Genomic DNA, 26,072 nt, shown 5'->3' with positions numbered 1-26,072 from the left:
CGCCCGACCCGCGAGGACCGGACCAGGGACCGAGGCCTGACGATGAGCGTACGCACCGGCCGCTGGCGGCTCGCCGGCGTCATTGGCGACGCCGGCCTGCCCGCGGCCGGGGCGGATACCGGCACCGGGTGGGAGCTGGCGGTCGACGACGGCGTCATCGCCACCCTGCGCCCCGCGCCGGCCGGCTCGGCGGCGGCACCGACGCTGGTGCTGTGCCCGCCGCTGCTGAACGGGCACGACCACGGCCGCGGCCCGGGCACCGTCGACGCGGGCATCCCCGACGCCCCGCTGGAGGACTGGCTGGACCTGCTGGGCCGGCCGGTCCGCCCGCGCGGCCAGGATGAGCTGGTCGGCCTGGCCGCGGACGCCATGCTGCGCGCCGGCGTGGGCGCCGCGGTCTTCTGCGTCAACCCGACCGGGCCCGACGTCGTCGACGAGGTGCGCGCGGCGGCCCGGGCGGCGTACACCCGGGGGATCCGCGCCGCCGTCGTGTTCCCGGTCCTCGACGCGGGTGGCGACCGCCGGGGCCGGCGGCGCGACGCCCGGGGCGCTGGCGCCGCCGCGGCAGACGCGCTGATCGCCGAGGTCGAACGGCTCGCCGGCGAGCTGGCGGACGAGGTCGCCGGCACGCCGGCGGCGGGACTGGTCGACCTCCAGTTCGGCCCGGTCGGCCCGCAGTGGGTCGCCGAGGCAACGCTCGCCCGCCTCGCCGAGCACAGCGCCGCCACGGGCCGCCGGCTGCACCTGCACCTGCTGGAGAGCCCGGCCCAGCGGGCGTGGGCCGACGAGGTCTACCCGGAAGGGCTTCTGCCGGCGATGGACCGGCTCGGGCTGCTCACCGAACGGACCACCGTCGCGCACGGCACCCAGCTGCGCGACGACGAGCTGGCGCTGCTCGACGAGCGTGGCGTCACGCTCGCCCTGAACGCCTCCTCGAACCTGCGGCTGGCCTCCGGCGTCGCGCCGGTCGCGCGGGCCGCGGCGAAGGTCCGTGCCGCCTGCCTCGGCCTCGACGGGCTCGCCCTGTCCGACGACCACGACGGCTGGGCGGAACTGCGCCTCGCCCGCGGGCTCTGGCAGGCCCAGACCCACCGGCGGGTGCCGGGCGCCGAGGCGCTCGCCCTAGCCACCGCCGCCGGGCGGGCCGCGTTCGGCGCGGCCGCGCCCGCGCCGCCGGCCGAGGGCCGGCCCGCGGACTTCGTCCTGCTCGACCTGAGCCCATGGCGGCACCTGTTCGGCCACCCGGACTGGCCGCTCGCCGACATCGCGGTCGCGGCGGCCGGCCCGGCGCGCGTCGCCGAGGTGTGGGTCGCCGGAACCCGGGTGCACCACCGCCCCGAGCCATCCAGCCGCCCCGAACCGTCCAGCGCCCAGGCGCACCGACCCCGGGAGGTTCCCGCATGAGCCTGGCCTCACCCGCCGCCGGCCGCACCCAGACCGGCGGCCCGGCCGCCGTCGGCGAGAACGAAGGCGGTGCCGTCGTGCCCGAACCCAGGTCCGCGAGGTCTGCCTCCGCGCCGGCCTCCTCATCGGCCCCCGCCTCGGCGACCGTGTCGGCGAGCCCGGGCGGGCAGGCCGCGCCCGCGACATCCGGCGGTGCCGGCGCGCCGGCGCTGCGGATCGAGGGCGTGAGCTTTGGCTACCCCGGCCGGCGCGGCGCGGTCACCGCCGTCGACGACGTCAGCTTCACCGTGCCGGTCGGCGGCATGGGCGTGCTGGTGGGGCCGTCCGGCTGCGGCAAGTCGACGCTGCTGCGCCTGGTCGCCGGGCTGCTGGAGCCGACCGCCGGCACCATCGACGTCGCCGGCGTCGCACCCGCCCAGCTCAGGCGCGACCGCCGGGCCGGGTTCGCGTTCCAGGACCCGGGCCTGCTGTCCTGGCGGTCGGTGCGGCGCAACATCGAGCTGCCGTTCGACCTGGCGAGGCTGCCGAAGGACCCCGCGTGGGTCGACCACCTGCTGGAGATCACGGGCCTCGCGGACTGGGCGGGCCGGCGCCCGCGGGAACTGTCCGGCGGGATGCGCCAGCGCGTCGCCCTCGCCCGGGCGCTGGCGACCCGGCCGGACGTGCTGCTGCTCGACGAACCGTTCGGCGCCCTCGACGAGATCACCCGCGCCGACCTGAACTTCGAGCTGCTGCGCATCGTCTCCGACACCGCCACCACCTGCCTGCTGGTCACCCACTCGGTGGACGAGGCGGTGCTGCTGGCCGACACGGTCGTCGTGCTCGGCCCGCGGCCGTGTTCGGTGCACGCGGTCCACGACGTGCCGGTGCCGCGCGCCGACCGCCGCGAGCTGCGCGACAGCGCCGAGTTCGCGGCCCGCTGCCGCGCGATCCGCGCCGACCTGGAAGCCGCGCGATGACGGCGACCACCGCGGCACCCGCCGCCGCGCCGGCCGCCACATCCCCGGCGGCATCCGCCACATCTCCGGCGGCATCCGCCGCGGCCTCGACGCCGGACAAGGCGACGGCGCGGCGCGCCGCCGCCTCCCGGAGCGTGTCGGGAGCGGCGCGCCCGTCGACGCCGGTCCGCGTGCTCGTCGCCGCGGCGGCGGTCGCCGCGCTGCCGGCGCTGTGGGCGGCGCTGGCCGCGACCGGCTGGCTCGGCCCCAGCCTGATCGGCCCGGTCGCGACCGTGCGGGCGCTGCACGACCAGTGGTCGATGATCTGGTGGAACGCCGAGCCGACGCTGACCGCGACGGTCGTCGGGGCCGGGATCCTGCTCGCGGTGACCGCCGTCGGCGTCGTCGCCGTCGCCGCCGTGCCGGCGCTCACCCCGGCGCTCGGCGGTGCCTCCGTCGTCATCGGGTCGCTGCCGCTGATCGCCGTCACCCCGGCGCTCGCGCTGGTGATGACCCGCGGCCAGACGCTGGTGACCACGGTGACCGTCCTGTCCGGGCTGGTGCCGGTCGCGGCGATGCTCGCGGGCTCGGCGCTCGCCGCCGCCCGCGGCCGCGACGAACTCGGCGCGCTGTACTCGGCCGGCCGGCTGCGCTGGTGGTGGCACGTCGGCTTCTGGAACAGCGTGCCGGTCCTCGACCTGGGGCTGCGCGCGATGCTGCCGGCCTGCTTCGTCGGCGCGATCGTCGCCGAGTGGTCCGGGGCGACCGGCACCCGGGGGCTGGGCCAGGTGATGGTCAACGCCCTGTTCAGCTACCAGCCCGAGGTGCTGTGGGCGGCGCTGCTGCTCGCCGCGCTCGCGGCCCTCGCGCTGTTCGCGCTGGCCGCCGCCCTGATGACCCCGCTGCGCAGGAGGATCCGGTGAACGCCCCGTCGAACGGCCGCCGCCGCGGCGCGGCGATCCGCCCGGGCAGCCACGCGGTCAGCGTCGCCGGGGCGCTGGTCGTCCTCGTCGCCGGCTGGCAGCTCTACGTCTGGGCCGGCGACGTGCCCACCTACCAGGTCGCCTCGCCGGCCGAGGCGGCGAAGGCGGCGTGGTCGAACGCGCCGCTGCTGGCCGAGCGCTGCTGGGTCACCGCGCAGGGCGCGGCGCTGGGGCTCGCGGCGTCCGCCGCGGCGGCGCTGCTGCTCGCGGTCGTCGCGATCCGGCTGCCGCTGGTCCGCACGCCGCTGACCGCCTACGCGCTGCTGTTCAGGACCCTGCCGATCGTCGGCGTCGCGCCGCTGCTCACCATGATCACCGGCCGGGGGCTTGGCACGTCGGTCGCCTGCGTCGTCGTGGTCACCGTGTTCACCCTGCTGATCGCCGCGCTGGACGGCATGGAGTCGCTGCCGGCCGAGGTGCGCGAGCTGCAGGACCTCTACGCGACGCCGTTCACGCGCCGGCTGCGCACCGGGCTGCTGCCGAACGCGGTCGGCAGCCTGCTGGTCGGCCTGCGGGTCGCCGCGCCCATGGCGGTGCTCGCCGCGCTGCTCGCCGAATGGCTGTCCGGGCTGGAAGGGGTGGGGGAGCTGATGACGACGTCGCTGGCGAACCGGGACAGCGAGCTGCTGTGGGCGACGTCCGCCGTCGCCGCGCTGCTCGGGCTCGCCGCCTACGTGCTGCCGTCGGGCCTGGTCGCGCTTGCCGACCGGCTGGGCTTCGCCGTCGCCCCGACCGCGTCCGGAGCCCAGGCAGGTGGCCGGTGACCGGCCTCGCGCTCGCCGTCGCTCCCGCCGAGCTGGCGTTCGGCGAGTCGGGCGGGTCGTCGCTGGCGGGGGTGGTCGACGCCGACCCGGCGCTGGTCGCCCGCGTCGAGGAGCAGCTCGCCGCTCGCCTGGACCGCTGGTGGGAGCTCGCGCTGGCGATCCACGCCCGCCCCGAGCTCGGGCTGGTCGAGCACCACGCCGCCGACGCGCTGTGCGGCGCGCTCGCCGAGCACGGCTTCGCCGTCACCCGCGGGCTCGCCGGCATGCCGACGGCGTTTCGCGCCGAGTACGGCAGCGGCCCGCTCACCGTCGCGTTCACCGCGGAGTACGACGCGCTGCCCGGCATCGGGCATGCCTGCGGGCACAACCTGATCGGGACGATGGCCGTCGCCGCCGGCGCCGCGCTCGCGACGGTCGCCGACGCGGCCGGGCTGCGGGTGCTGGTGATCGGCTGCCCGGCCGAGGAGAACGCCGGCGGCAAGATCTACTTGATCGAGGCCGGGGTGTTCGACGACGTCCACCTGGCCGGGCAGATCCACCCGGCCAACCGGGACGAGCTGTGCCCGGCGACCCTGGCCAACGACACCCTCGCGGTCAGCTACGCGGGCAAGGCGGCGCACGCGTCGTCGTTCCCGGAGCGCGGCCGCAACGCCTACGACGCGATCACCGTCGCGAGTGTCGCGATCGGCCTGCTGCGCCAGCAGCTGCCGGACAGCGTCCGCGTCCACACCCTGGTCAACCACGCCGGGGACGCGGTCAACATCATTCCGGACCGGACCGCGATGACGGTGAAGGTGCGCGCCGCCGACGCCAGCACGCTCGAGGGCGTCACCTCCCGGGTCGGCGACTGCCTGCGCGCCGGCGGGCTCGCCGCCGGCTGTGAGCCGACCCTGCGCCGCACCCTGCCGCGGTTCTCCGAGATCCGCTACGACCGGCTGCTGTCCCGGCTGTTCGCCCAGGCCTGCCCCCGGTTCGACGGCGTCGACCTCGACTTCCTCGCCGGCCCCGGCGGCCCCGGCGGTCCTGCCGGTCCTGCCGGTCCTGACGGTCCTGCCGGTCCTGACGGTCCTGACGGTCCTGACGGTCCTGACGGTCCTGACGGTCCTGACGGTCCTGAGAGCGTGCGCGACGCCGGCGAGACGTACACGCCGCCATCCGGGCGGGCCGCGAGCACCGACGTCGGCAACCTGTCCTGGGCGATCCCGATGATCCAGCCGATGCTGCGGCTGGAGACCGGTGGCTGCGGCAACCACGAGGCGGCGTTCGCCGCCGCGTCCGCGTCCCCGAGCGCCCGGCTGCTGCTCGCCGACGGGGCGCGGGCGCTCGCGCTGAGCTTCCTGTCGGCCGGGACCCGGCACGCCGAGCACTACCTCGCCGCCGGCTCCCCGGCCAGGCGGTCGGCCCGGCGCGCCGAGGCCCGCGCCGCCGAGGTCCTCGACCTGGGCGTCCCGCTGCTCGACCCGCCGAGGTGAGTACCCGAGCGATCCGCCGCTGACCGGAACCGAGCGCGACCGAACACCGCTACGCGCCCTGACGACCACGAGGCCCTGACCACCGCGACGTCCTGACCACCGCCGTGTCCCGCCTGCCTGCCAGGCCCGCGCCCACCCAGGAGGAACCGTGGCCCGAAGCGATCTGCCCGTCACCGGCCATCTCGTCGCCGGCGAGTTGCTCGCCGGCGCCGCCACCGACGCCATGGCGGTGCACGACCCGTCGACCGGGGAGGTGATCGGGTACGCCGGGCAGGCCGACGACGCGCTCGTCGCGCGGGCGCTGGCCGCCGCCTCCGCCGCGCGGCCCGGCTGGGCGGCGACCCCGCTGCGCGAGCGGATGGCCTACCTGGACGCCTGGCGCGGCAAGCTCGCCGCCGCCGCGGACGCGCTGACCGAGCTGGTCATCGACGAGATGGGCCTGCTGCCGGCGTTCGCCCGCAACATCCACGTCGGCCGGGCGGTCGCCTGCCTGGAGCACCTGGAGAAGCTGGCCGAGGCGGTGCTCGCGCCGCGCCGGGAGGGCATCTCGCTCGTCGTGCGGGAGCCCGCCGGCCTGGTCGCCGCGATCACCGCCTGGAACTTCCCGCTGCACATGCTGGTCAGCAAGATCTCGTCGGCGGTGGTGCTCGGCAACACGGTGGTGCTCAAGCCCTCGGAGGTGAAGCCGCTGGCCGCGTGGGCCGCGACCCGGCTGCTCGCCGAGCTCGACCTGCCGCCCGGCGTCGTCAACGTCGTCGGCGGAACCGGCCCGACCGTCGGCGCGGCGCTGGTCGCCCACCCGGACGTCGACATGATCAGTTTCACGGGCTCCCGGGCCGTCGGCAGGCAGATCCTCGCCGCGACCGCGGCCACGATCACCCGTAGCGTGCTGGAGCTCGGCGGCAAGAACCCGGCGCTGCTGCTGCCAGACGCGCCGCTGGACGCGGCGCTGCCGGCCGTGCTCGGCAGCTGCTACTTCAACAACGGCCAGGTCTGCGGCGCGCAGAGCCGGCTGATCGTGCCGCGCCCGCTGCTCGCCGAGGTGGAGGAGCGGCTCGTCGCGCTGGTGGCGGACATCGTGGCCGGGCCGCCGCGGGCCGCCGGGACCCGGCTCGGCCCGGTAGTGAGCGCGGTCCAGCGCGACCGGGTCGCCGGCTACATCCAGACCGGGGTCGACACCGGGCTTCGGCTGCTCGCGGGCGGCCCGGGCGCGCCGGGCGGGCTCCCGGACGACGCCGCCGGCGGTTACTACGTCCGCCCGACGGTGTTCAGCGACGTCCCGCCCGACCACCCGCTGGCCCAGGAGGAGATCTTCGGACCGGTGCTGACCGTGCACGCCTGCGACGACGTCGACGAGATGGTCGCGGTGGCGAACGGGACCCGCTACGGGCTGACCGCGTCGGTGTGGAGCGGCGACCTCGACCAGTCGATCGCCGTGGCCCGGCGGGTGCAGGCCGGCCAGGTCGTCGTCAACGGCGGCGGGTTCAACCTGTCCGCGCCGTACGGCGGGGTGAAGGAGTCCGGGAACGGGCGCGAGCACGGCCTGGAAGGGCTCGCCGAGCTGACCGAGGTGAAGGCGATGCAGCTGCCCGCCTGACCCCCGCGCCGCGCCGCCGCGCCGTCATCCCGGGCCCCGCCCCGCCACCCTGGACACGCGACCGAGGAGCATCCCTCATGGACAGCCATACCGGTTCCGCCACGGCGAGCCCGCCGTTCGACCTCGTCGTACGCGGCGGCACGGTCGTCTCGCACGACCGGGCGGTACGCACCGACCTCGGCATCCGCGACGGCCGGGTCGCGGCGGTCGGCGCCGGGCTGGGCGGTGGGCTGCGCGAGCTCGACGCGACCGGGCTGGTGGTGCTGCCCGGCCTCGTCGACGTGCACGTCCACCTGCGCGAGCCGGGAATGACGCGCAAGGAGGACTTCGCCAGCGGGACCAGGGCGGCGGCGGCCGGCGGGGTGACCACCGTCGTCGACATGCCGAACACGCTGCCCCCGGTGGAGACCACGGCTGGCTTCGCCGAGAAGCTGGCGCTGGTCACGCCGAAGGCGCACGTCGACTTCGGGCTGTACGGGATGCTCGGCAAGACGAACGCGGACGAGATCGCCGGCCTCGCCACCGCGGGCGCGATGGGCCTGAAGCTGTTCATGGGGCAGACCACCGGCGACAACCCGTGCCCGGACGACGGCGCGATCTTCACCGGCCTGCGCGCGGCCACGGCCGCCGGCCTCGTCGTCGGCGTGCACGCGGAGAACGACGCCCTGCTGCGCCGGCTGTCCGCCGAGCTGCGCGCGGCCGGGCGCACCGACCCCCGCGCCCACCTGGAGGGCCGGCCGGCCGTCGTCGAGGTCGAGGCCGTCACCAGGATCAGCACGCTGGCCAGCGTGGCGGGCACCCAGCTGCACATCCACCACCTGTCCACCGCCGCCGGCCTCGACCGGGTCCGGCTGCTGCGCTCGCTCGGCCACCGGGTCACGGTCGAGGTCCTCGTCGCCCATCTGCTGCTCGACGACACCGCGTACGACAGGTACGGGAACCTGGTGAAGCTGAACCCGCCGATCCGGCCGGCCGACGACGTCGCCGCCCTGTGGCGGGGGATCGCCGCCGGCGACGTCGACATCATCGCGACCGACCACGCGCCACACACCGCCGAGGAGCAGGCCGAGACGGACGTGTGGCACGCGCACGGCGGCTTCATCGGCGTGGAGACCATGCTGCCGCTGCTGCTCACCGAGGTGCACCGGGGCCGGCTGTCCCTGCCCGACCTGGTCCGGCTGTGCTGCCACACGCCGGCCAGGACCTGGCGGCTCGACGACCGCAAGGGCCACCTCGGCGTGGGCGCCGACGCCGACCTCGTGCTCGTCGACCCGGCCGCGCCCGGTGAGATCGACCCCCACCGGCTGCACTCCAAGCACCCGGTGACGCCGTACGCGGGCTGGCCGACGGTCGGCGCCGTGCGGGCCACCTACCTGCGCGGCGAGCTCGTCGCCAAGGACGGCCAGGCCGTCGGCGCGCCACGCGGGCGCCACCTCGCCCCGGCGCCGGCCACCGCGACACCCGCTCCCTCGACACCCGCCACCGCGACGCCGGCCCTCGCCCCGGCGACCCCCGCCGGGAGCATGGCATGATCGCCACCGTGACCGCCTGGACAGGCCTCGCCCCCGCGCCGATCTGGCCGAAGGGGGGCCCGGCGCCGAAGGACGACGTCGTCGGCGCGGCGGTCGCCGCCTTCCTCGCCGCGGAGCTCGCCCCGCTCGGTGTCCAGCCGGCCGGCGGCGCCCGGGCCACGGCCGGCGGGCCCGCCCCGACGGTCGCCATCGGTGCCATCGGCACCACCGCGCGGCACGCCGTCGGCAGCCCGATGCTCGCGAGCGCGGTCACGGCCGCCGGCCTCTCGCTCGGCGCCGCCCGGCCCTTCGCCGACCCGGACGCGCTCGTCGCGGACCCCGACTGGACGCTGGGCGTCGTGCTCAGCCCGTGGAAGCGCGACGTCGCCGCCCGGCTGGGCCAGCTGTCCGCGTCGGCCGCCGCGACCGGGGTCGTCGACACCGTGCTGCGCCCGCCGGCCGGCTCGTCGACGGGCGCCGCGGCCCGGACGGCGCCGATCGGCCTGAACACCAACTCGTGGGCGGCGCAGGCCGTGCTCGAACTGCTCGCCGCCGGCCGTACCCCGGCCAGCGTCGTGCTGCTCGGCGCCGGCGCGTCGGCCCGGTCGGTCGCGCTCGCCGTGCGCCGCGTGTGGCCGGCCGCCCCGCTGCTGGTCAGCGCGCGGTCCGCCACGGCCGCGGGGGAGCTCGCCGCGCTGGCCGGCGCCGAGGCGGCCGCGCCCGCCGACCTCCCGGACGCGCTCGGCGGCCAGCTCCCCACGATCGTGATCAACTCCACCGCGTGGGGGGAGACGGCCGACTCCGAGGCCCACCCGTTCCCCTTCCCGACCGAGGCGCTGCTCGGGCCGGGCAGCGGGTTCTTCGACCTGAACAACCGCCTGTCCGACCTGCAGGCCCGCGCGCTGGCCGCGGGCTGCACCGTGAACTCGGGAACGCTGATGCAACGCGCGACGCACGCCGCCCGCGCGGCGGCGGTCCGCGCGATCCTGACCCAGGAGACCCCATGACACCCGAGGTACTGCGCCCCTCCGACGGAGGCGAGCTCACCCGCGGCGCGGCTCCCGACGACACCGTGTCAGGCGGCTCCGGGTCAGGCGGCTCCGTGGCCGGCAACACCGTGGCCGGCAACGCCGTGCCTGGCGACGCCGTGCCTGGCGACGCCGTGCCAGGCGAGGGCTGGCCGCGGCCGGCGGGCACGGGTACCGCGACCGTGCGCGAGCGGGTGTACCGCTACCTGCGCCAGGCCGTCATGACCGGCGAGCTGGCGCCCGGCACCCGGCTCGTGGAGGATCGCATCGCCGAGGAGCTCGGGGTGAGCCGCACCCCCGTCCGGGAGGCGTTGCAGCGCCTGACCAGCGAGGCGCTGGTGACCCGGATCCGGCGCGGCCAGCTGGAGGTCTGCGCCGTCGGCCCGCGCGAGCGCGCCGAGATGCACCTGCTACGGGTCGCGTTCGACGAGGTGGTGGCCCGGCTGGTGAGCCGGCGCGCGGCCGAGATCGACTGGCAGGCGATCCTCGACAAGCTCGGCCCGCTGGACGCGGCGCTGCGCGAGGGCGGGATCGGCGGCCCCGCGTTCGCGATGGCGCATCTCGACCTGCACATGGCCGTCAACCGTGCCGCGTTCAGCCCGCGGACGTCGACCTTCCTCCAGTCGCAGGCGTTCCTGTACCCGACCGACGACTACGTCCAGCAGGGCGGCTACGAACCGATCGAGCAGCACCGGGCGCTGATCGCGGCTCTCGCCAGCGGTGACGAGGAACAGGCCGTCGCCGCGGCCCTCGCGCACGCCGTCCGCGGGCACGCGCGCCGCACCGGCCTGTCGGAGGGATGAGGAGCATGACCGACCTGACCACGGGCACCCGGCCCGGCGCGGACGACCTCGGCGCGAACGATCTGGGCGCGGGCGCTCCCGCCATCGACCGCTCCCGCCTCGACAACCGGTCCGACATCGTCCGGATGTTCGTCAACGGCCAGGCGATGAGCGGCGGATCGATCCACGCGCCGCTCGCGGACGCCGAGTTCCTGGGCCGGGCGTGGACCGCGCCGCGGTACCGCTTCTGGTCGTTCCGCGACGAGTTCCCCGGCCTGGAACCGGTCACCGCCGGCGGCTGGTCGGTGCCGGGCGAGCTCTACGCCGTCAGCTACGCGGTGCTGCGCGACCGCCTGCTCCCGCTCGAACCACCCGAGCTGGAACTGACGGTCATCGAGCTGGCCGACGGCAGCGGATCCCTGAGCATGCGGGTACGGGCGGCTGCCCTGGCCGGCGCCGTCGAGATCCGGCACCCCGACGGCTGGCTCGGCTACCTCGCCACCCGCCAGTCCGGCTAGTGACCGGCGCGAGCCCAGCCTGACGCGTGGTCGTCAGTTGCTGTAGACGCGGCGGGGGTGGAGGAAAACCGCGGCGCGGCGCTGTTCGGCCATCACCCGGTCGTAGGTGTCCCAGTCGTCGTGGGTGCCGCCGGCGGCGGTGAAGATCTCGCGCAGCAGCAGGCGCAGCCGCTCGGAGTCCACCTCCGGGTGCGGGTCGTCCGGCCCGATCAGCTCGGCGGTGCCTTCCGCGGTGACCCACCGCCAGCCTGAGCGCACGGTGACGGTCAGCTCGGGCCTGGCCCGCAGGTTCGCGAGCTTGACCGCCCCGTAGGTCACGAACGCGACGACGTTCTCGCCGGTGAGCGGGTGCGCGAGCACGCCGACGTTGACCACCGACGACTGGATCGTGCGATCCGCCCGGGTCGTGGACACGACGGCCAGCCCGTGCTCCTCGCGCCCCAGCTCGGTCAGGTCCTCCAACGTGGTCACGGTGCCGAGCCTCTCACGTCGTCAGCGCGTCGCCCCGGCAGACCGGCCCGACCGCGGGGCCGGTCCGAACGGTGTGTCCGCGCCTGCTACGGCGACGTCCGCCCGGCGTTCGCGAAAGACCGCTGAGGGCCGCGCGATGGTGGTCGGTGGTGACGACGCGGGTTCACCGATCCGATGCTGGTGCCGCGTCAGTCAAGGTTCGCCCGGTCGCGGACCCGCGCCGCGGGCTGGCGCCACCGAAGTGTCAGCGGTAGCGCGGTCCATGACTCGCGGATCGGCGAACAAGCCCGCAACCTGCCCCGCGCCCCCAGGCCTACCGGCACGCTCGGAACTTGTCCGGCAAAACGCGAGTCATGGACCGCGGATCGGCGGACAAGTCCGCGGTCCGGCCCGCACCGCCGCCCTCCGCGCCCCATGACTGCCGGCACGCCCGCACCTGTTCGCCCAGAAGACGAGTCATAGCGCGCGTTCGAGCTGACACTTCGCCTCCGGTCGGAACCGACCCGGCGGGTCCTGTCTTGTCGATCGTGACGGCGCGTGGCGGCACCCAGGTGGCAAAACCGTTCTGTCCTGTGCTCTCGGGCCCGGTGCCCGGCAGGGCGGTCCGGCTCGGGGCGTCCGGGTGGGGAGCGTTTCGGATCTTGACGCCTGGGACGGGACGTGCCGTCGGCCACACCCGCGACATCTCGGCGTCAAATGTCTTGACACGGACTTTTGTCGTTGCTGAGACTTATGTCAGTCGAATGACAGATCGCTTCGCGCCGCGCCGCGCTCCAGCCGACGGGGCGTCCCGCTGCTGAGGAGATCCAGGTGGCCAACGCGACGCACGGCATTCCCGAGCAGCCCGATCCGCCGGTCGGAACGGCTGACATCCGTGACCTCGACGACGCCGGCGGCGATGCCGGCGCGGCCGCCGGCGTGGTCGCCGGCGGCGGGTGGGCCGTCGACGACGTGGGCGGCAAGGCGGCGGCGCTGGCACGCGCCCGAGCCGCCGGCCTGCCCGTCCTGCCTGGCTTCGTGGTCACCACGGCCACGGCCGCCGCCGTGGCCGACCCGGGCCATCCCGGGCACGCGGCCGGTCTCGCGGCGCTGGCCACGGCCGTCGGCCGGCTCACCGGCCGGCTGCGTCCCGGCTCGTCGCTCGTCGTCCGCTCCTCTTCCCCCGTCGAGGACGGCTCGGTGTCCTCCCAGGCCGGGCGGTTCCGGTCGGTGCTGGACGTGGCCCCGGACGACGTGCCCGCCGCGCTCGCGGACGTGGTCGCCTCCGCCGACGGCGCGCCCATGGCCGTGCTCGTCCAGCCCCAGCTCGAGGCCCGCGCCGGTGGCGTGCTGTTCGGTGTCGACCCGGTCGGCACCCACCCGGACGCGCTGATCCTCGCCGCGGTCCCCGACACCCCGGCGGGCCTGGTCTCCGGTGACCTCGACGGCGTCACCGTCCCGCTCAGCCGCCGGGGCCGGCCGCTCGCCCCGCGCCCCGACTGGCTCCCGCCCGACCTGCTGCGGTCCCTCGCCGAGCTGGCCAGCTCCACCGACCGCCTGTTCGGCGGGCCGCAGGACATGGAGTGGGCACAGGACCGCTCCGGGACGCTGCGGCTGCTGCAGAGCCGTCCGGTCACCGCCACCGCCCGGCGCCAGCCCCGCCCGGCCCGAGGTGCCCACATCCTCGGGCCCGGGCCGGTCGCGGAGACCTTTCCCGAGCCCCTGACACCCCTGGAACAAGATCTCTGGATCCCCCCGCTGACGGAAGGCGTCGCCACGGCGCTGCGGGTCGTCGGCGGCGCGTCGCGCCGCCAGCTGGCCCGCACGCCGCCGGTGCGGGTCGTCGCCGACCGGGCGGTCGCCGACCTCGAGCTGCTCGGCGCGGCCCGCCGCCACCATCGCGTCTGGTACGTGCTCGACCCGCGTCCGGGCCTGCGCCGCCTCACGGCCGCCTGGCGCGTCGGCCGGCTGCGGGTCGGGCTGCCGGCGCTCGCCGCTCGTACCATCGCCGACCTCGACGACCTGCTCGCCGACGTGCCGCCGCTGGCCGGCCTCGACGACCGGCAGCTGCTCGTCGCGCTGCGCCGCGGCGCGGACGCCCTGGCCACCGCGCACGGCTACGAGATCCTCGTCGGCATCCTCGGCGCCCTTGACTCGCCAGCCTCATCGGGCGCGGGCGGCCGCCGGTCGGCGGGCACGGCCCGCGCGCTGCCCGGCGTGGCCAGGACGTCTGGCGACGACTCGTTCCACGGCGCCGCCAGCGCGGCGTTGCGGATCCTGCTCGCCGAACAGGCCGGCGACGCGACCCGGGCCGACCGCCTCGCCGTTGATCGTCCCGCCGCCGTTGATCGTCCCGCTGCCACCGACCGCCTCATCGCCGACCGCCCCGTCCTGCTGACGCTCTCGTCCCCGTCCATCCCGCCGAGCGCCACGCTGCCCGTGATGACGCCGGCGTCGCCGGTGCCCCGGGCCGCGCGGGCCGAGGAGGGGCCCGACGGCCGGGCCGGCGGGAACCGCCTGACCGCCGAGGCCCCGCCGCCCCTGGGCGCGGCGCCCTTCGCGGGGCCGGCGGCCGACGACCCGCACCCGGGCGCCGCCGACCCGCGGGTGCTGCGCGAGGCCCTGCGGCTGCGGGCCCGTTGGCTGCACGAGCTGACGGCGCGCATCGCGATGGAGCTGGGCCGGCGGCTGACCGCGCGCGGCCTGCTCGACGATCCGGCCGCCGTCACCGGGCTGCGCCTCGACGAGCTCGCCGGGGCGGTCACCGGCACCTGGACGCCTGCCGGGCAGCGCCTCGCCGGCCGGCCGGCCTCGCCGGGTGCCGACGTCCCCCTGCCAGCGGCGTTCCAGCTGTCCGCCGACGGCGAGGTCGTCCCGGCGCGGCTCGGCGGGTCGCGCCGGGAGTCGGCCGACCCGGGCAGCGTGACCGGGGTCCCCGCCGGCGGCGGCATCGGGGCCGGCACCGTCCATCACGGCGAGAACCCTGGCACCGGCGCGGTCCTGGTCGTCGACACCCTCAGTCCCCAGCTGGCGGCGTCGCTACCGGGCCTCGCCGGGCTGGTCAGCACCACGGGCAGCCCGCTGTCGCACCTGGCGATCCTCGCCCGCGAGCTCGGTGTCCCCACCGTCGTGGGCGTCGCGGACGCCCGCCAGGCGCTTCCGGCCGGCGCCCACGTCGTCGTGGACGGGAACTCGGGGCGCGTCGACATCGTCCCGGACAGCCCGCGCAGCCTCGGCGCGGGGCTTCCCGAGGCCGTCAGGGAACGCCCCGTCGCCGGCCCTCGCAGCCAGGACGGGTCCACGTCCGAAAGGAGCACGCCATGATCATTCGTCGGCTCACCGTGCTGGCGCTCCTGGCGACCCTGCTCGGCAGCGGCGGCTACGTCATCACCTACCTGGTGCGCTGGGAGTGGCAGCGCGCCGTCTTCTCCGCCCTGGTGTTCCTCGCCGCCGAGGTGGCGCTGGCCGCTCTGTGGATCACTAACCGGCTCGGCGCCGCCAGCTCCAGGCCGGCGCCGTGGGCCGCGCCGGCCGCCCCGGCCCACCCCGCCACCGACGGTCTCCTGGCCGGCTCCGTTCCCACGGCTGGGTGGACCGGGGCCGCGGTGTCGTCCGAGCAGCGGCGGCTGCGGGCCGTCCTCGCCGCGGGCCGGCCCGCGCTGTCGAACCCGTTCTCCTGGCTCGACCCCGCGAGCGGCCGCACGAACGTGTTCATCCCGCTCCTGCTGGGCGCGGGCCTGCTGTTGTCGGCGCTGGCGTGGGTGGTCGAGCGGGTCGCGGCGGCCGTCGCCAAGCCGCGGGCGGTCAGCTCGATGGCGGCCGAGCTCGCGTCGCTGCGGCTGCCAGCCCGGCTGGTGCCGCCCCGCGTCGACCCGGGCTGGGCCTACCGGCCGGGAGCCTGGTCATGGACCGCCACGGCCGCGGTGACCGTCGCCTCGGGGCAGCCGGCGCCGACCGGCGGCGCGCCGGCGGGAGGGGCGGGATCATGAGCGCCCGCCGGACCGGCGCCCTCGTCGTGGTCCTCGCCGTGGCCGTGGGGGCGGTGGTCGCCCTCGGCGCCCTGCGTGAGGCCACCGAGAGCCGGTCAGACGCGGTGCCGCCGGGCACGGCGAGCGTGGTCACCGTTTCCCTGCGGTCCAACCAGCGCGCCCCCGACAGCCTGGACGCCGCCGCCCTGTGGACCGGCTGCGCCCGAACGACGATCGGCGCCTCCGCGCGGGCACCCGGGCAGCTCACCTGGCTCGGCGACGGGCGGTTCTCCGTGACGGTGACGCCCGCGATCGGCGAGCACGGGCAGCGGCGGCTGCGCGGCTGCCTGGAGGATCACCGGATCGACCACCTCCTCGGCTCGGTCACGTCGATCTCGATGGTCCCCGCCGCGGTCCGGGCGAGCGGGTGACGTGATCCACCGCAAGGACCTGCCGGCCGCGGAATGCCGCCGGGGCGGGGACGGTGCCGGGCTGCGGGACCGCAAGAAGGAGCGGACCCGGGACCAGCTCGCCGCCGCCGCGCGCGACCTGGTGATCGAGCGTGGGTACGAGGCGACGACGGTCGACGACATCGCGGCGGCGGTCGACGTCTCGCCGCGGACCCTGTTCCGCTACTTCCCCACGAAGGACGACGCGATCGCCGAGACGCTCCGGGCGGACGGGAAGCTCGCCCTGCTGGCCGAGGTGTTCGCCGCGCGCGCGGGAGACGAGCCGCTGATGAGCTCGCTGCGGTCCGCGGCGCACACCCTGGTCGACGCGATCGGCCGGGAGCGGGCGAAGGCGGTGCGGCTGGCGCGGGTGCTCGACGCCGCGCCGACGCTGCGCGCGCGGTTCGCCGACGAGAAGCGCCGCTGCCAGGCGGATCTCGCGGTCCTGATCGCGCGCAGGCTCGACGCGGAGCCGACCGACGGCCGGGCGCCGATGATCGCCGCGCTGACGGTGGAGATCCTGTCCGCCGCGGTGGACCGGTGGGCGGCGATCGGAGGCGAGGCCGACCTGCGCGCGATGGTCGACTACGGCTTCGACCTGCTGGAATCCGGCGCGACGGCCTGCGCGGTCGTGGCGGCCGCCGGTGCCGGTCGTGCCTGTCAGGCGCGGGAGGCGCCTGGAGTCCTCGCGGGCGGCGGCTGGCCGGCGACCGGGTAGCGGGCGGCGGGAGCCGCGAGGCGCCGCGGGGCGACGGCGACTCGCGCCGCGCCGACGGTCTGTTCCGGGCGGCGTCCCGTGCCCGGACGGCGGCCCGAAAGGGGGACCGGGTGTCACGCGGCGTGGACCGGCCGCCTAGAGTCGACTGCGGTGGTCTCGTATGTCGCGCTCGAACTGGTCGTCCCGTCCCGCCCGGCCCGCGCCGGACGATGGGCGCTGCGCCTCGCCGTCGGCCTCGTCCTGTTCTGGGCGCTCGGCAACGGCGCGATCCTCGGCGTCAGCCACTGGCTCGCCGCCCGGCACGCCCCGCCGCTGGCGGCGTTCGCCGGGACCGGCAACGTGGAACGCGTCGACGAGCACCTGTGGCGGTCGGCCGCGCCGTCCGCCGACGGCTACCGGGCGTTCGCCGCGGCGGGTGTGCGGACCGTCGTCGACCTGCGTGACCTGGACGACGCCGGGCTGCGCCGCAATCCGGGCACGCAGGACGTCCTCCCGGAGCTCGGGGTGCGGCTGGTCCGCATTCCGATCAAGGATGGCCACACTCCCTCGGCCGGTCAGGTCGAGCAGTTCCTGTCGGTCGTGAGCGAGGCGCGGGGCCCGGTCCTCGTGCACTGCGGGGCGGGTGTCGGCCGGACCGGCAGCATGGTCGCTGCCTACCAGGTGAGCACCGGCCGGCTCGACAGCGACGACGCGCTGCGCCAGAGCCTCGCCGTCGGGCCGCCGTCCCTGGAGCAGATCGTCTTCATCGCCCGGCTGGAGCGCGGTGACATCGACGGGCCGGGCCTCGTGGTCACCGCGACGAGCCGGGTCCTGGACAGCCCGCGGCTACTGTGGAACCGGTTGCGCTGACAAGGACCCGCCCGCGCGGCCGCCAGGCGGCGCCCCGGTGACCACTGGGCCACCAGATGGTGGAGTCCGTGCCCCGACAAGGCCGGATGCCGATAATCGGCCTGTTCACGTCGCCCGTCGCGACGCACCCCGCCCCCACGGGCGGTGGGCGGCGGGCCCGATCGGAGGAGCCCTCGGTGGGACTGCGCCAGCGCAAGAAGGAACGGACGCGCGACCAGCTCGCAGCCACCGCCTGCCACCTGTTCACCGAGCGGGGGTACGAGGCGACCACCGTCGAGGACATCGCCGCGGCGGTGGAGGTGTCACCGCGCACGTTCTTCCGCTACTTCCCGACGAAGGGGGACGTGGCGGTCGAGATCCTGCGCGCGGTGACGCTCGACATCATGCAGACCTTCGCGGACAGGCCGCGCACCGAGCCACTGATGACGTCGTTGCGGGTCGCCGCGCACGCGCCCGTCGACGCCCACGAACAGAACGCCGACCAGGCAGCCAAGGTCCTGCGGATGCTGTGCACCAATCCGTCGCTGCGCGGACGCCAGCTCGAGGAGCAGTATCGCGTCCGGCAGGAACTGGCCGCCCAGATCGCCGACCGGCTGGGGATGGACCAGGCCCGCGACATCCGCCCGCGCCTCATCGCCGATCTCGTGGTCGCCGCGCTGGCCTCGGTGGCCGAGTTCTGGGGCGCCAGCGACGGCGACGCCGACCTGCGCCACCTCACCGAGGTCGCGTTCGACCTGCTCGGCGCGGGCCTGTGCGCGCTGGCCGAGCCCCCGGTGCCGGCGGACCTGGCCGAGCACGCCCCCCAGCGCGTCTGACGACCGGGACGCGCGTCGAGCGCGCGGGTCGCCCGCCGCCGCGGCGGTCACTCGGGCCGTTCACCCTTTTTGCAGCTGTTTGACGTGGTACATCGCGGTGTCGGCCTGGTGGAGGATCTGTTCGGCGCTGACAAGTGATTGGTGGCTGTCGGCGAGTGCCACGCCGATGCTGATCTGTATCCGCTGGAGATGCCCGGCGAGGGTGACAGGCCGGTCCATGGCCGCGGTGATGCGCCTGGCGCACTGCCTGCCGGCGGTGTGCGGGTCTGCGTCGCTGCGGGTGAGGAGAACGGCGAACTCGTCGCCGCCGAGGCGGGCTGCGAGGTCATCCTCGCGCACGGCGGTCCGAAGGCGGTCGGCGACGGTGCGCAGGAACTGGTCGCCCGCGGCATGACCGTGGGTGTCATTGACGGTCTTGAAATGGTCGATGTCGCAGAAGAGCACGACTACCGGCTGACCACGTTCGCTGTGCGCGGTGACCGCGAGTTCGAGCTCGAGGATGAACAAGGCGCGGTTGGCCAGGCCGGTCAGCCCGTCGTGGTACGCCTGGTGTCGAAGCTGCTGATGCACTACCCGCAGATCGCTGACGAGCCGCCGGTTCTCCGCGACGACGATGAGCTGGCGGAGGGTGGCGAGCGCGGTGAGACAGAGCGCCACGTAGAGGGTGAGGCCGCGTAGCGCGCCGTCGCGGACGGCGGTCGCGAGGACGAGGACGGCCGCGACGGCGAGAGGCAGGTAAGGCAGGTAGGCGTGGAGCCATCGGCGGACCTCGTCCCCCTGCCAGCGAAACCGGCCGATCGTCACCCGGTCGCGCTCGGGCGGTCGCTGGTGCCGCGTGTCCCGTGCCGGGGCGATCATGGCGAGGGCTACCAGGACGGGGCCGGCGGCGGCGCCGATCCAGAGCGGCACGGTGCCCTGCACGTCCGCGCCGGGCAGGCTGAGCCGGACCAGCACCGTCTCGGAGGCGGCGAGCGCGACCAGGCCGACGCCGAGCAGGGCGAGCGCGCGGCCGTTGCTGGGCCGGCGGAAGGTCGCCACCAGCGCGAGGACCACGACGAGCAGCGCCGAGGTCATCGCGAAGGCGAGGGCGATGACGAACGACGTCCCGCTGATCCCGCTGCCCACGACGTGCCGCAGCAGCGCGAACCAGGCGATCAGGAAGATGGACAGGACGATCATCAGCCCGTCCAGGGCGATGACCGTGTGGGAGTAGCGGGGCCATACCCCGCCGTCCGGCCGCGGAGGCGCCCGTTTCTGCCGCTCGTCGGTGCCGGCCGGCATGCAGATCAGACCGGCGATCGCGAGCACCGGAGCGACGAGGAACACGCTCTCGGGCGGAGTCAGCCGCAGCAGCTCCGGGTTGCCGGAGAAGTACTGGCGGGTCCACTCGACCGCGCCGGGCAGGGTGGACAGCGGGCCGGCGGCGACCAGCAGCCGCCAGCGCCGCTCGACGCCGCGGGTCCGCGCGATGCCGACGACCGCGAACACGGTCGCCAGCGCTCCGGTGGCGAACATGGTCGCCGCCTGGGCGACCAGCCGCGGCTGACCGGACAGGGCCAGCTGGCTGGCCGTCGACAGCGCGAGCAACGCCAGCACCAGCGTGAGCATGGCCCGAAACGTCCGGTCGGTGACGGGCCGCGCCGCCATGGCGCCGGCACGGCCCGCCGGTCGCGTCTCGACGCCGCCATCTGGCAAGATCCGGCCTCCCTCACGCCGTTCACTCCACGATGGCTGCCGCACGGGCACCGCGCACGTCCGATGACCGCGCTGCGTGGCCAGGCGACGGCGTGACAAACCAGGCAAGGCCGCCGGCTACTGGCCCGGCCCTCCATGGCCCGGCCCGGTCCGGCTCACCGGTCCGCTTGCGCGGGCCCCGTCGGCGCGCCGAACGCGCCCTCGGCCCCGCCCCAGGCGTGCCACCGCTCGGCGATCGGACCTTCGACGACAAAAGGCTCGGCCATCTCGTCCCCCGTCGCGGCCCGCACGCGCCTACCGTCGCGGCCGCCGCCGGTCGAGTGTAGGGAACGGCGCGTTTCGCCCATGTCCGCCTCGCCGGGGTCCGCGTGGCAAAAGCCGTCGGACCCGCACGACGGTGGCAAAGGGCGCGCGGAGGCGGGTGGCGGGACGCTCCTATCTGACGACCAGGTCGTCGTGGTTCGGCCTGCGCAGCCGGTGCCACATCTCGTTCCCGGGGAAGGGGCAGTTCGTGACCGAGCGGCCGTGCCCGTTGCGGTAGTAGCTGTTCGCCCGCGGATCCATGTAGATCTTGAACTTCTCGCGCGCGTCGAGCTGGTCGTTGTACCGCCAGTAGGCCTCCTCGGTGACCTCGACGGAGCGTTTCCCGGTGAGGATCAGCTCCTTGACGAGGTCCAGGAGGTAGCGCGTCACCATCTCCTGGTGGTTGATGACGCCGAGCCCGCCGTACGGGTTCATGTTCGGCCCGTAGATGAGGAAGAGGTTCGGGAAGCCGGGCAGCATGGCGCCGAGGTATGCCCGGGGGCCGTCCTTCTGCCACAGGGTGTGCACCGACTGCCCGTCGCGGCCGACCACGTCCATCGGCCAGAGGCATTCGTTCGCCCGGAACCCGGTCGCGTAGACGATCGCGTCGACGTCGTGGTCGGTCCCGTCGACGGTGCGCACGCCGGTCGGCGTGATTCGCTCGATCGGGTCGGTGACGAGGCTGACGTCGTCCCGCAGGATCGCGTCGTACATGTTGTAGGCGGCGTCGACCTGGATCGGGCGGGCCGAGAACGGCGGGTGCGGCGGGATCATCTTGTCGACCAGGTCCGGCCGGCTCGCGAGCTTCTGCCGGATGAACGCGACCCGCTCGTCGCGGATCTGCTTGTTGACCGCGCTGCGGGCGTACGGGTCCTCGAAGTCCGGGTCGATCTCGCGCAGCGGCCCGGATAGGTACGGGCCCAGCAGCCAGGTGGTCCGGAAACGCATGAAATGCGGGTGGAACGGCAGGTTCCGGTCCAGCCAGCCCACCTGGTCCGGGAACGGCGAGCGGTACCCGTTGTGCTCGAAGAGCCATTGCGGGGTGCGCTGAAACACGGTGACGTGCCCGGCGAGCCTGGCCAGCTCGGGGACCATCTGCACGCCCGAGCAGCCGGTGCCGATCACCGCGAACCGCCTGCCCGCCGGGTCGAGCTCGTCCGGCCAGCGCGCGGTGTGGAACGACGGGCCCTCGAACGTCTCCATGCCGTCGATGCGGGGCAGGCTCGGCCGCGACAGCAGCCCGACCGCGCTGACGACCGCGTCGGCTCGCAGCACCCGCTCGCCGTCCGGCCCCTTGGCCACGACCTCCCAGGTCGCGGTGTCCTCGCGCCAGGTCATCGTGGAGACCTCGGTGTCGAACACGATGTGCTCGCGCACCCCGAACCGGTCGGCGAACCAGTTGAAGTAGCGCTGGTTCTCGTCCCGTGAGCACCACGGCGACGGGGTCTCGAACTCGACGCCGAGGATGTGCGTGTAGGCCCGGCTGGGGGAGTCGACGCGGGCGCCCGGATAGTGATTCTCGAACCACGTTCCACCGACGCCCGAGTTCTTCTCGAGCAGGGTGAAACTGATCCCGGCGTGCTTGAGGTGGGCCGCGACGTTCAGGCCGCCCATACCCGCGCCGACGATGACGACGGAGAAATCTTGCAGGCGGCGCCGGTCCGGGGCCGGCTGGTCCCAGGTCAGCCCACGGGCCCACGGGTCGAGGGAGAGCTCCTCGACCCACAGCTCGGCGTCCTCGGCCGGCAGCTCGTCCACGCCGCCGGCGAGCGCGAGACTGCGGGGCAGCCGCTCGCGGGGGCCGGGGGCGACCGGGCCCGCGCCGGCGTCACGGTAGTCCTTCAGGAAACGGGCGGCCTTCGCCCGCAGCAGCGCGATGTCGGCCGGATCGGTCAGCCCGAACGAGAGCTTTCCGCCGACATAGCCGCGCACCGGGCCGATCTTCGTCGCGGCGACGCTCTCGTCGCCGGTGAGCTGGTACAGAAGCCCGCGTAACGCCAGGGGATCGGCGTGTTCGACGGCGTCGTCGATCTGCTCGTCGCTGGCGGCGAGAAGCTCCGGTCTGGTCCGCTGGTCCTCGCTGGTCATGTTCTCGGTTCCTCCACCCGCGCCGTGGGCGCCAGTTTCACGGGTCGGACTAGGCGTTTCTCGGGCTGGACTAGGCGTTTCTCGGCCCCGCGGTTCTCGGGTCGGACCGCGCGCTCAGGCCGATGGCGGTCGCTGCTCGGCCCGCAACTGGTCGGCCATCATCAGCGGTGTCACGGCCATGACTCCGCCGTCTACCGGCAGGACGACCCCGGTGATCCAGCGGGCCTCGTCGCTGGCGAGGAACACGGCGGCCCAGCCGACGTCCCAGCCGTCGCCGTTCGTGCCGAGCATGGTCGAGGCCGCCGCGAGCCGCTGGCGGTAGTCCGCCTCCGGCGTGACCCCGAGGACCGAGAACAGCAGGGGAGTGGTGATGTGGCCGGGGGCGATGGCGTTCACCCGGATGCCGTCGCGGCCGTGCGCGTACGCCATGTCGACGGTGAGCGCGTGCACGCCACCCTTCGCCGCCGCGTAGCTGGCGTAGCCGCCGCCGCGGGCTCCCGCGATCGAGCCGATGTTCACGATCGACCCGGCGCCCTTGGCCGCCATGACGGGCACCGCGCTCTTGCTGGCGAGGAACATGGTGCGCAGGCTGAGTGCCTGCACCCGGTCCCAGTCGGCCTCGCTGGTGTCGACGACGGTGCCCATCACGGAGACCCCGATGTTGTTCACGAGGACGTCCACCGTGCCGAAGGCGTCGACGGCGGCGGCGACCATGGCCTCGCAGTCGGCGGCCTTCGTCATGTCGCCGCCGAAGACGACCGCCGTGCCGCCCTCGTCCTCGATGATCTTCTGGGTCTCGGCGGCCCGGTCGGGGTCGATGTCGGCGAGCACCACCCGCGCGCCCTCGCGGGCCAGCAGGATGGCGCAGCCGCGGCCGGTCGCCATGCCGGGGCCGGGGGTCGAGCCGGCTCCGGTGACGATGGCGGCCTTGCCCGCGAGGCGTCCCTGTGCGGTCATGCGTCACGCTCCCGGCCCGACTCGTCGTGTGCAGGGCACGGTAACCGGGGTTTTTCGGGAGGACAAGTGAACGCTTACTTGTGTACGGGCCGGGTGTGGCCCGTCACCCGAGCGCGCGCAGGACCCGGCGGAGGAACGCGACCCGGCCGGCCCGCGCCTCGGCGGAGATCGCCGCCCCCGGCGCGATCCCGTCGAAGCCGTGGAAGCCGCCAGCCCAGACACGCAGGTCCGCCGAGCCGCCGGCGGCCCAGATCGCGCCCGCGTAGGCGACCACCTCGTCCCGGAAGACCTCGGCCGACCCGCAGTCGAGGTAGGTGGGCGGCAGGCCGGCCAGGTCCGTGGCGCGCGCCGGCGCGGAGTAGATCGACACCGCGTCGGTGCCCCGCCGGTCGCCGAGCAGGGCGGACCAGCCGGCGGCATTGCTGGCGCCGTCCCACACGCCGATCCCGCGGATCTGGCGGCTGGAGAGTGTCTTGTCGCGGTCGTCGAGCATCGGGCAGAGCAGGAGCTGCCCGGCGAGCCTCGGGCCGCCGTAGTCGCGCGCCAGCAGCACGGAGCCGGCGACGAGACCACCGCCGGCGCTCAGCCCGACGGCGAACAGCCGGCCGGGGTCGAACCCCAGCTCCATGGCCCGCGCGGCCGTCCAGACCAGGCCGGCATAGCAGTCGCGCAGCGGCGCCGGGTCCGGGTGCTCGGGCGCGCGCCGGTACTCCACGGTCATCACGACCGCGTCGAACAGCTCGATCCAGTCGAGGTAGCGGTCCATTCCGGAGAACCGGTCGCCCGTCACCATGCCGCCCCCGTGGGCGAAGTAGAAACCGGGGCCGCCCGGCGCCCCGGACTGCTTCCGGATGACGCTCACGGTGACCTCCGGATCCTCGTCCAGGCCGGGGACCAGGTGGTCCTCGCGGACGAGGCCCCGCGCCGCGAGCGCCGCGTCGACCTCGGTGAGCGGCAGGGAGATCCGCGATCTGATCATGGTGTCCACGTCGACGGTCGACAGCAGCCGGCCCGTGGCCAGGACCGGCTGGAGCTCGCGGTCGAACGGCGGTGCTGGTAACGATCCCTCGCTGGGCATCAGCTCTCCTGGCCTGGCGCGGTGGAACGCGCTCCGGCGGCCCGCGCCGCGGGCTCGTTGTTCGCGGTGAGCCGGTAGGCGGCGCGTTCCAGTGTCGGGAGGATGTCGGTGATGTCGAGCTCGCCGGCGGCGAACCGGGCGCCGACGGCGTACGCGACGTTGGTCAGAACGAGTGCGACGTCCTCGACGTAGCCGGGCTCGCCGTCCGCGAGCACGGCGCGCCCGGCGGGCCCGATGATGGCCATCGTCTGCCGTTCGAGCCGCTCGCCGCCCGGGGTCGCGCGGGCCCTGTGGTAGGCCTCGAGCATGCGCGGGTTGCGCTCCCACGGTTCGAAGACGTGCCGGAACACCCGCATCAGGCCGTCATAGAGGCTCTCGCCGGGTGGCGGCCCCGGCACCGGGGCACAGGTGTTGCTCGCCAGCCACCGCTCGACGGCGGTGATGATGAGCTCGTCGCGGGTGCCGAAGAGCTTGTAGATCGTGGAGAGCGAGACGTGGGCCCGCCGGGCCACCGTCCGCAGCTGCACGGCGTCGTAGCCCTCGGACTCCAGCAGCGTGAGAACGACGTCGACGATCGCGCCGGTAGGCCGCCGTGACTCCGCCACCTCCGCGAGCTCCCTTCGTGTCCTCCCGGCGGGTGTCCCCGGGTCCTGGCATCCCTGCGTCCGGCCACGCGGCCTCGGTTGACACCACCACAGTAACGTGGTTACTTCGGTAACCACGTTACTCGGGTGTCTGGTCCTGGTTCCGGTCGTTGCGTCCGGTTCCGCCCGGCGCCGGCGACGCGGAGGAGACGCGATCATGGCGACATACGTCCTGGTACACGGAGGCGGCCACGGCGGCTGGTGCTACCAGCGGGTGGCCCGGCTGCTGCGGGCGGCCGGGCACGAGGTGTACGCGCCGACGCTCACCGGCTTAGGGGAGCGGGCGCACCTGGTCGGCCCACACGTCGACCTCGACCTGCACGTCCAGGACGTCGTCGCGCTGCTGCACCACGAGAACCTGCGGGACGTGATCCTGGTCGGCCACAGCTACGGCGGAATGGTCATCACCGGCATCGCCGACCGCGCCGCCGACCGGGTGGGCCGTCTCGTCTACCTGGACGCGGCCAATCCCGTCAACGGCCAGTCGCTGCTGGACGTCGCCGGGCCGATCATCGAGGCCACCCGCCCGCTGGGGAAGGTGGTCGACGGGGTCGAGCTGGTGCTCATCCCGTTCCCCGAGGCTGGCGCCTTCTACGGGGTGACCGACCCCGAGGACATCGCCTGGATGGCCGAGCGGCTGACCCCGCACCCCTGGCGGTGCTTCGAGCAGCCGCTCACGCTCACCAACGAGGCCGCGCTGTGGGCGATCCCGCAGTACCACATCGTCTGCACCTCCACCCTGGCGACCAGAGACCCGGAGCTGATGGCGAAGGCGCGCGCGGCGGGCAGGCTCTGGGACATCGACACCGGGCATGATCTGATGATCACCGAGCCGAAGGCGGTCGCCGACGCGCTCGCCGAGGTCGCCACCTCCTGACCGTTGCTCGGCCTGGTCGTTCCTTGACCGGCACGTCGAGATCTGCCGCCCGCTGGTCCCCGAGTCGGTGACCGGCGGGCGCGGGCGTCTTCGGGCTCGCCCACGGCTGGCGGGTCGCGGTGGCTCCCGGCACGCCGGGCGGGCGGAGCCGGCGCGCGCCGCGCGGGGGGCCCGGGCGGTGGGC

General features: G+C 75.1%; 24 protein-coding genes. 17 read left to right on the top strand and 7 right to left on the bottom strand.

Going from position 1 to position 26,072, the window contains the following annotated elements; all coding sequences use genetic code 11:
• Nucleotides 1–42: 42 nt before the first annotated feature.
• The 10 genes from I6A81_RS17765 to I6A81_RS17720 all read left to right on the top strand — a co-directional run bounded on the left by I6A81_RS17765 (nucleotide 43) and on the right by I6A81_RS17720 (nucleotide 10,997).
• Complete coding sequence (locus I6A81_RS17765) at nucleotides 43–1,404, top strand: amidohydrolase family protein (protein WP_203010237.1); 1,362 nt, start codon at nucleotides 43–45, stop codon at nucleotides 1,402–1,404.
• Nucleotides 1,401–2,363, top strand: a complete 963-nt coding sequence (locus I6A81_RS17760) for an ABC transporter ATP-binding protein (protein WP_203007688.1) — start codon at nucleotides 1,401–1,403, stop codon at nucleotides 2,361–2,363. The genes I6A81_RS17765 and I6A81_RS17760 overlap by 4 nt, the downstream gene beginning before the upstream one ends.
• The gene (locus I6A81_RS17755) at nucleotides 2,360–3,265 is read left to right on the top strand and encodes a hypothetical protein (RefSeq protein WP_203010236.1); all 906 of its coding nucleotides are present in this window, start codon (nucleotides 2,360–2,362) and stop codon (nucleotides 3,263–3,265) included. Before I6A81_RS17760 ends, I6A81_RS17755 begins: the two co-directional genes overlap by 4 nt.
• Nucleotides 3,262–4,089 (top strand): ABC transporter permease, encoded by an 828-nt coding sequence (locus I6A81_RS43505; RefSeq protein WP_203005232.1) that lies wholly within the window; start codon nucleotides 3,262–3,264, stop codon nucleotides 4,087–4,089. Before I6A81_RS17755 ends, I6A81_RS43505 begins: the two co-directional genes overlap by 4 nt.
• Nucleotides 4,086–5,561 (top strand): amidohydrolase, encoded by a 1,476-nt coding sequence (locus I6A81_RS17745; protein ID WP_203005233.1) that lies wholly within the window; start codon nucleotides 4,086–4,088, stop codon nucleotides 5,559–5,561. Before I6A81_RS43505 ends, I6A81_RS17745 begins: the two co-directional genes overlap by 4 nt.
• A gap of 148 nt (nucleotides 5,562–5,709) precedes the next feature.
• On the top strand, nucleotides 5,710–7,158 hold the full coding sequence (locus I6A81_RS17740; protein WP_203005234.1) for an aldehyde dehydrogenase family protein: 1,449 nt from the start codon (nucleotides 5,710–5,712) through the stop codon (nucleotides 7,156–7,158).
• A 77-nt stretch (nucleotides 7,159–7,235) separates the two neighbouring features.
• Nucleotides 7,236–8,690 (top strand): allantoinase AllB, encoded by a 1,455-nt coding sequence (allB, locus tag I6A81_RS17735; protein WP_203005235.1) that lies wholly within the window; start codon nucleotides 7,236–7,238, stop codon nucleotides 8,688–8,690.
• Nucleotides 8,687–9,676, top strand: a complete 990-nt coding sequence (locus I6A81_RS17730; protein WP_203005236.1) for a hypothetical protein — start codon at nucleotides 8,687–8,689, stop codon at nucleotides 9,674–9,676. The genes allB and I6A81_RS17730 overlap by 4 nt, the downstream gene beginning before the upstream one ends.
• Nucleotides 9,673–10,500, top strand: coding sequence for a GntR family transcriptional regulator (locus tag I6A81_RS17725; RefSeq protein WP_203005237.1), 828 nt, complete (start codon nucleotides 9,673–9,675; stop codon nucleotides 10,498–10,500). Before I6A81_RS17730 ends, I6A81_RS17725 begins: the two co-directional genes overlap by 4 nt.
• Nucleotides 10,501–10,505: 5 nt before the next feature.
• Nucleotides 10,506–10,997 (top strand): allophanate hydrolase-related protein, encoded by a 492-nt coding sequence (locus I6A81_RS17720; RefSeq protein ID WP_203005238.1) that lies wholly within the window; start codon nucleotides 10,506–10,508, stop codon nucleotides 10,995–10,997.
• 33 nt (nucleotides 10,998–11,030) lie between these two features.
• Here I6A81_RS17720 and I6A81_RS17715 read toward each other — a convergent pair whose 3' ends face one another.
• Complete coding sequence (locus I6A81_RS17715) at nucleotides 11,031–11,468, bottom strand: TIGR03618 family F420-dependent PPOX class oxidoreductase (RefSeq protein ID WP_203005239.1); 438 nt, start codon at nucleotides 11,466–11,468, stop codon at nucleotides 11,031–11,033.
• Between the two features lie 810 nt (nucleotides 11,469–12,278).
• Between I6A81_RS17715 and I6A81_RS17710 the strand changes: the two genes are divergently transcribed.
• The 6 genes from I6A81_RS17710 to I6A81_RS17685 all read left to right on the top strand — a co-directional run bounded on the left by I6A81_RS17710 (nucleotide 12,279) and on the right by I6A81_RS17685 (nucleotide 18,246).
• Complete coding sequence (locus I6A81_RS17710; protein WP_203010235.1) at nucleotides 12,279–14,771, top strand: PEP/pyruvate-binding domain-containing protein; 2,493 nt, start codon at nucleotides 12,279–12,281, stop codon at nucleotides 14,769–14,771.
• On the top strand, nucleotides 14,768–15,436 hold the full coding sequence (locus tag I6A81_RS17705) for a hypothetical protein (protein ID WP_203005241.1): 669 nt from the start codon (nucleotides 14,768–14,770) through the stop codon (nucleotides 15,434–15,436). Before I6A81_RS17710 ends, I6A81_RS17705 begins: the two co-directional genes overlap by 4 nt.
• Nucleotides 15,433–15,846: a hypothetical protein gene (locus I6A81_RS17700; protein WP_203005242.1), complete on the top strand. Its 414-nt coding sequence runs from the start codon at nucleotides 15,433–15,435 to the stop codon at nucleotides 15,844–15,846. Before I6A81_RS17705 ends, I6A81_RS17700 begins: the two co-directional genes overlap by 4 nt.
• Nucleotide 15,847: 1 nt before the next feature.
• A complete protein-coding gene (locus I6A81_RS17695; RefSeq protein WP_203005243.1) occupies nucleotides 15,848–16,582 on the top strand; it encodes a TetR/AcrR family transcriptional regulator in 735 nt (244 codons plus the stop codon).
• A 150-nt stretch (nucleotides 16,583–16,732) separates the two neighbouring features.
• Complete coding sequence (locus I6A81_RS17690; RefSeq protein ID WP_203005244.1) at nucleotides 16,733–17,431, top strand: fused DSP-PTPase phosphatase/NAD kinase-like protein; 699 nt, start codon at nucleotides 16,733–16,735, stop codon at nucleotides 17,429–17,431.
• A gap of 176 nt (nucleotides 17,432–17,607) precedes the next feature.
• The gene (locus I6A81_RS17685) at nucleotides 17,608–18,246 is read left to right on the top strand and encodes an acyl-CoA-like ligand-binding transcription factor (RefSeq protein ID WP_203005245.1); all 639 of its coding nucleotides are present in this window, start codon (nucleotides 17,608–17,610) and stop codon (nucleotides 18,244–18,246) included.
• A gap of 60 nt (nucleotides 18,247–18,306) precedes the next feature.
• Here the strand turns inward: I6A81_RS17685 and I6A81_RS17680 are convergent, their stop codons facing one another.
• From I6A81_RS17680 to I6A81_RS17660, 6 genes are all read right to left on the bottom strand, one after another.
• A complete protein-coding gene (locus I6A81_RS17680; RefSeq protein ID WP_203005246.1) occupies nucleotides 18,307–19,941 on the bottom strand; it encodes a GGDEF domain-containing protein in 1,635 nt (544 codons plus the stop codon).
• Between the two features lie 155 nt (nucleotides 19,942–20,096).
• The gene (locus I6A81_RS44925; protein WP_285222785.1) at nucleotides 20,097–20,231 is read right to left on the bottom strand and encodes a hypothetical protein; all 135 of its coding nucleotides are present in this window, start codon (nucleotides 20,229–20,231) and stop codon (nucleotides 20,097–20,099) included.
• 145 nt (nucleotides 20,232–20,376) lie between these two features.
• On the bottom strand, nucleotides 20,377–22,332 hold the full coding sequence (locus I6A81_RS17675; RefSeq protein ID WP_203005247.1) for a flavin-containing monooxygenase: 1,956 nt from the start codon (nucleotides 22,330–22,332) through the stop codon (nucleotides 20,377–20,379).
• Between the two features lie 114 nt (nucleotides 22,333–22,446).
• On the bottom strand, nucleotides 22,447–23,289 hold the full coding sequence (locus I6A81_RS17670; protein ID WP_203005248.1) for an SDR family NAD(P)-dependent oxidoreductase: 843 nt from the start codon (nucleotides 23,287–23,289) through the stop codon (nucleotides 22,447–22,449).
• Nucleotides 23,290–23,392: 103 nt separating this feature from the next.
• Nucleotides 23,393–24,367, bottom strand: coding sequence for an alpha/beta hydrolase (locus I6A81_RS17665; RefSeq protein ID WP_203005249.1), 975 nt, complete (start codon nucleotides 24,365–24,367; stop codon nucleotides 23,393–23,395).
• Nucleotides 24,367–24,972 carry a TetR family transcriptional regulator gene (locus tag I6A81_RS17660; RefSeq protein WP_203005250.1) on the bottom strand — a complete coding sequence of 202 codons (606 nt, stop codon included), beginning with the start codon at nucleotides 24,970–24,972 and terminating at the stop codon, nucleotides 24,367–24,369. The genes I6A81_RS17665 and I6A81_RS17660 overlap by 1 nt, the downstream gene beginning before the upstream one ends.
• 196 nt (nucleotides 24,973–25,168) lie before the next feature.
• On the opposite strand from I6A81_RS17660, the gene I6A81_RS17655 reads away from it, so the two are divergent.
• Complete coding sequence (locus I6A81_RS17655) at nucleotides 25,169–25,888, top strand: alpha/beta hydrolase (protein WP_203005251.1); 720 nt, start codon at nucleotides 25,169–25,171, stop codon at nucleotides 25,886–25,888.
• Nucleotides 25,889–26,072 lie beyond the last annotated feature (184 nt).

This window comes from Frankia nepalensis (assembly GCF_016786325.1).
GTDB lineage: Bacteria > Actinomycetota > Actinomycetes > Frankiales > Frankiaceae > Pseudofrankia > Pseudofrankia nepalensis.
The sequence above is the reverse complement of the archived record's forward strand: the minus strand, read 5'-3'. Positions and strand labels throughout refer to the sequence as shown.

Coding starts and splice junctions, on each gene's coding strand:
- I6A81_RS17765 (WP_203010237.1), top strand. CDS start 43: ATGAGCGTACGCACCGGCCGCTGGCGGCTCGCCGGCGTCATTGGCGAC.
- I6A81_RS17760 (WP_203007688.1), top strand. CDS start 1,401: ATGAGCCTGGCCTCACCCGCCGCCGGCCGCACCCAGACCGGCGGCCCG.
- I6A81_RS17755 (WP_203010236.1), top strand. CDS start 2,360: ATGACGGCGACCACCGCGGCACCCGCCGCCGCGCCGGCCGCCACATCC.
- allB (WP_203005235.1), top strand. CDS start 7,236: ATGGACAGCCATACCGGTTCCGCCACGGCGAGCCCGCCGTTCGACCTC.
- I6A81_RS17730 (WP_203005236.1), top strand. CDS start 8,687: ATGATCGCCACCGTGACCGCCTGGACAGGCCTCGCCCCCGCGCCGATC.
- I6A81_RS17725 (WP_203005237.1), top strand. CDS start 9,673: ATGACACCCGAGGTACTGCGCCCCTCCGACGGAGGCGAGCTCACCCGC.
- I6A81_RS17720 (WP_203005238.1), top strand. CDS start 10,506: ATGACCGACCTGACCACGGGCACCCGGCCCGGCGCGGACGACCTCGGC.
- I6A81_RS17705 (WP_203005241.1), top strand. CDS start 14,768: ATGATCATTCGTCGGCTCACCGTGCTGGCGCTCCTGGCGACCCTGCTC.
- I6A81_RS17700 (WP_203005242.1), top strand. CDS start 15,433: ATGAGCGCCCGCCGGACCGGCGCCCTCGTCGTGGTCCTCGCCGTGGCC.
- I6A81_RS17675 (WP_203005247.1), bottom strand. CDS start 22,332: ATGACCAGCGAGGACCAGCGGACCAGACCGGAGCTTCTCGCCGCCAGC.
- I6A81_RS17670 (WP_203005248.1), bottom strand. CDS start 23,289: ATGACCGCACAGGGACGCCTCGCGGGCAAGGCCGCCATCGTCACCGGA.
- I6A81_RS17665 (WP_203005249.1), bottom strand. CDS start 24,367: ATGCCCAGCGAGGGATCGTTACCAGCACCGCCGTTCGACCGCGAGCTC.
- I6A81_RS17655 (WP_203005251.1), top strand. CDS start 25,169: ATGGCGACATACGTCCTGGTACACGGAGGCGGCCACGGCGGCTGGTGC.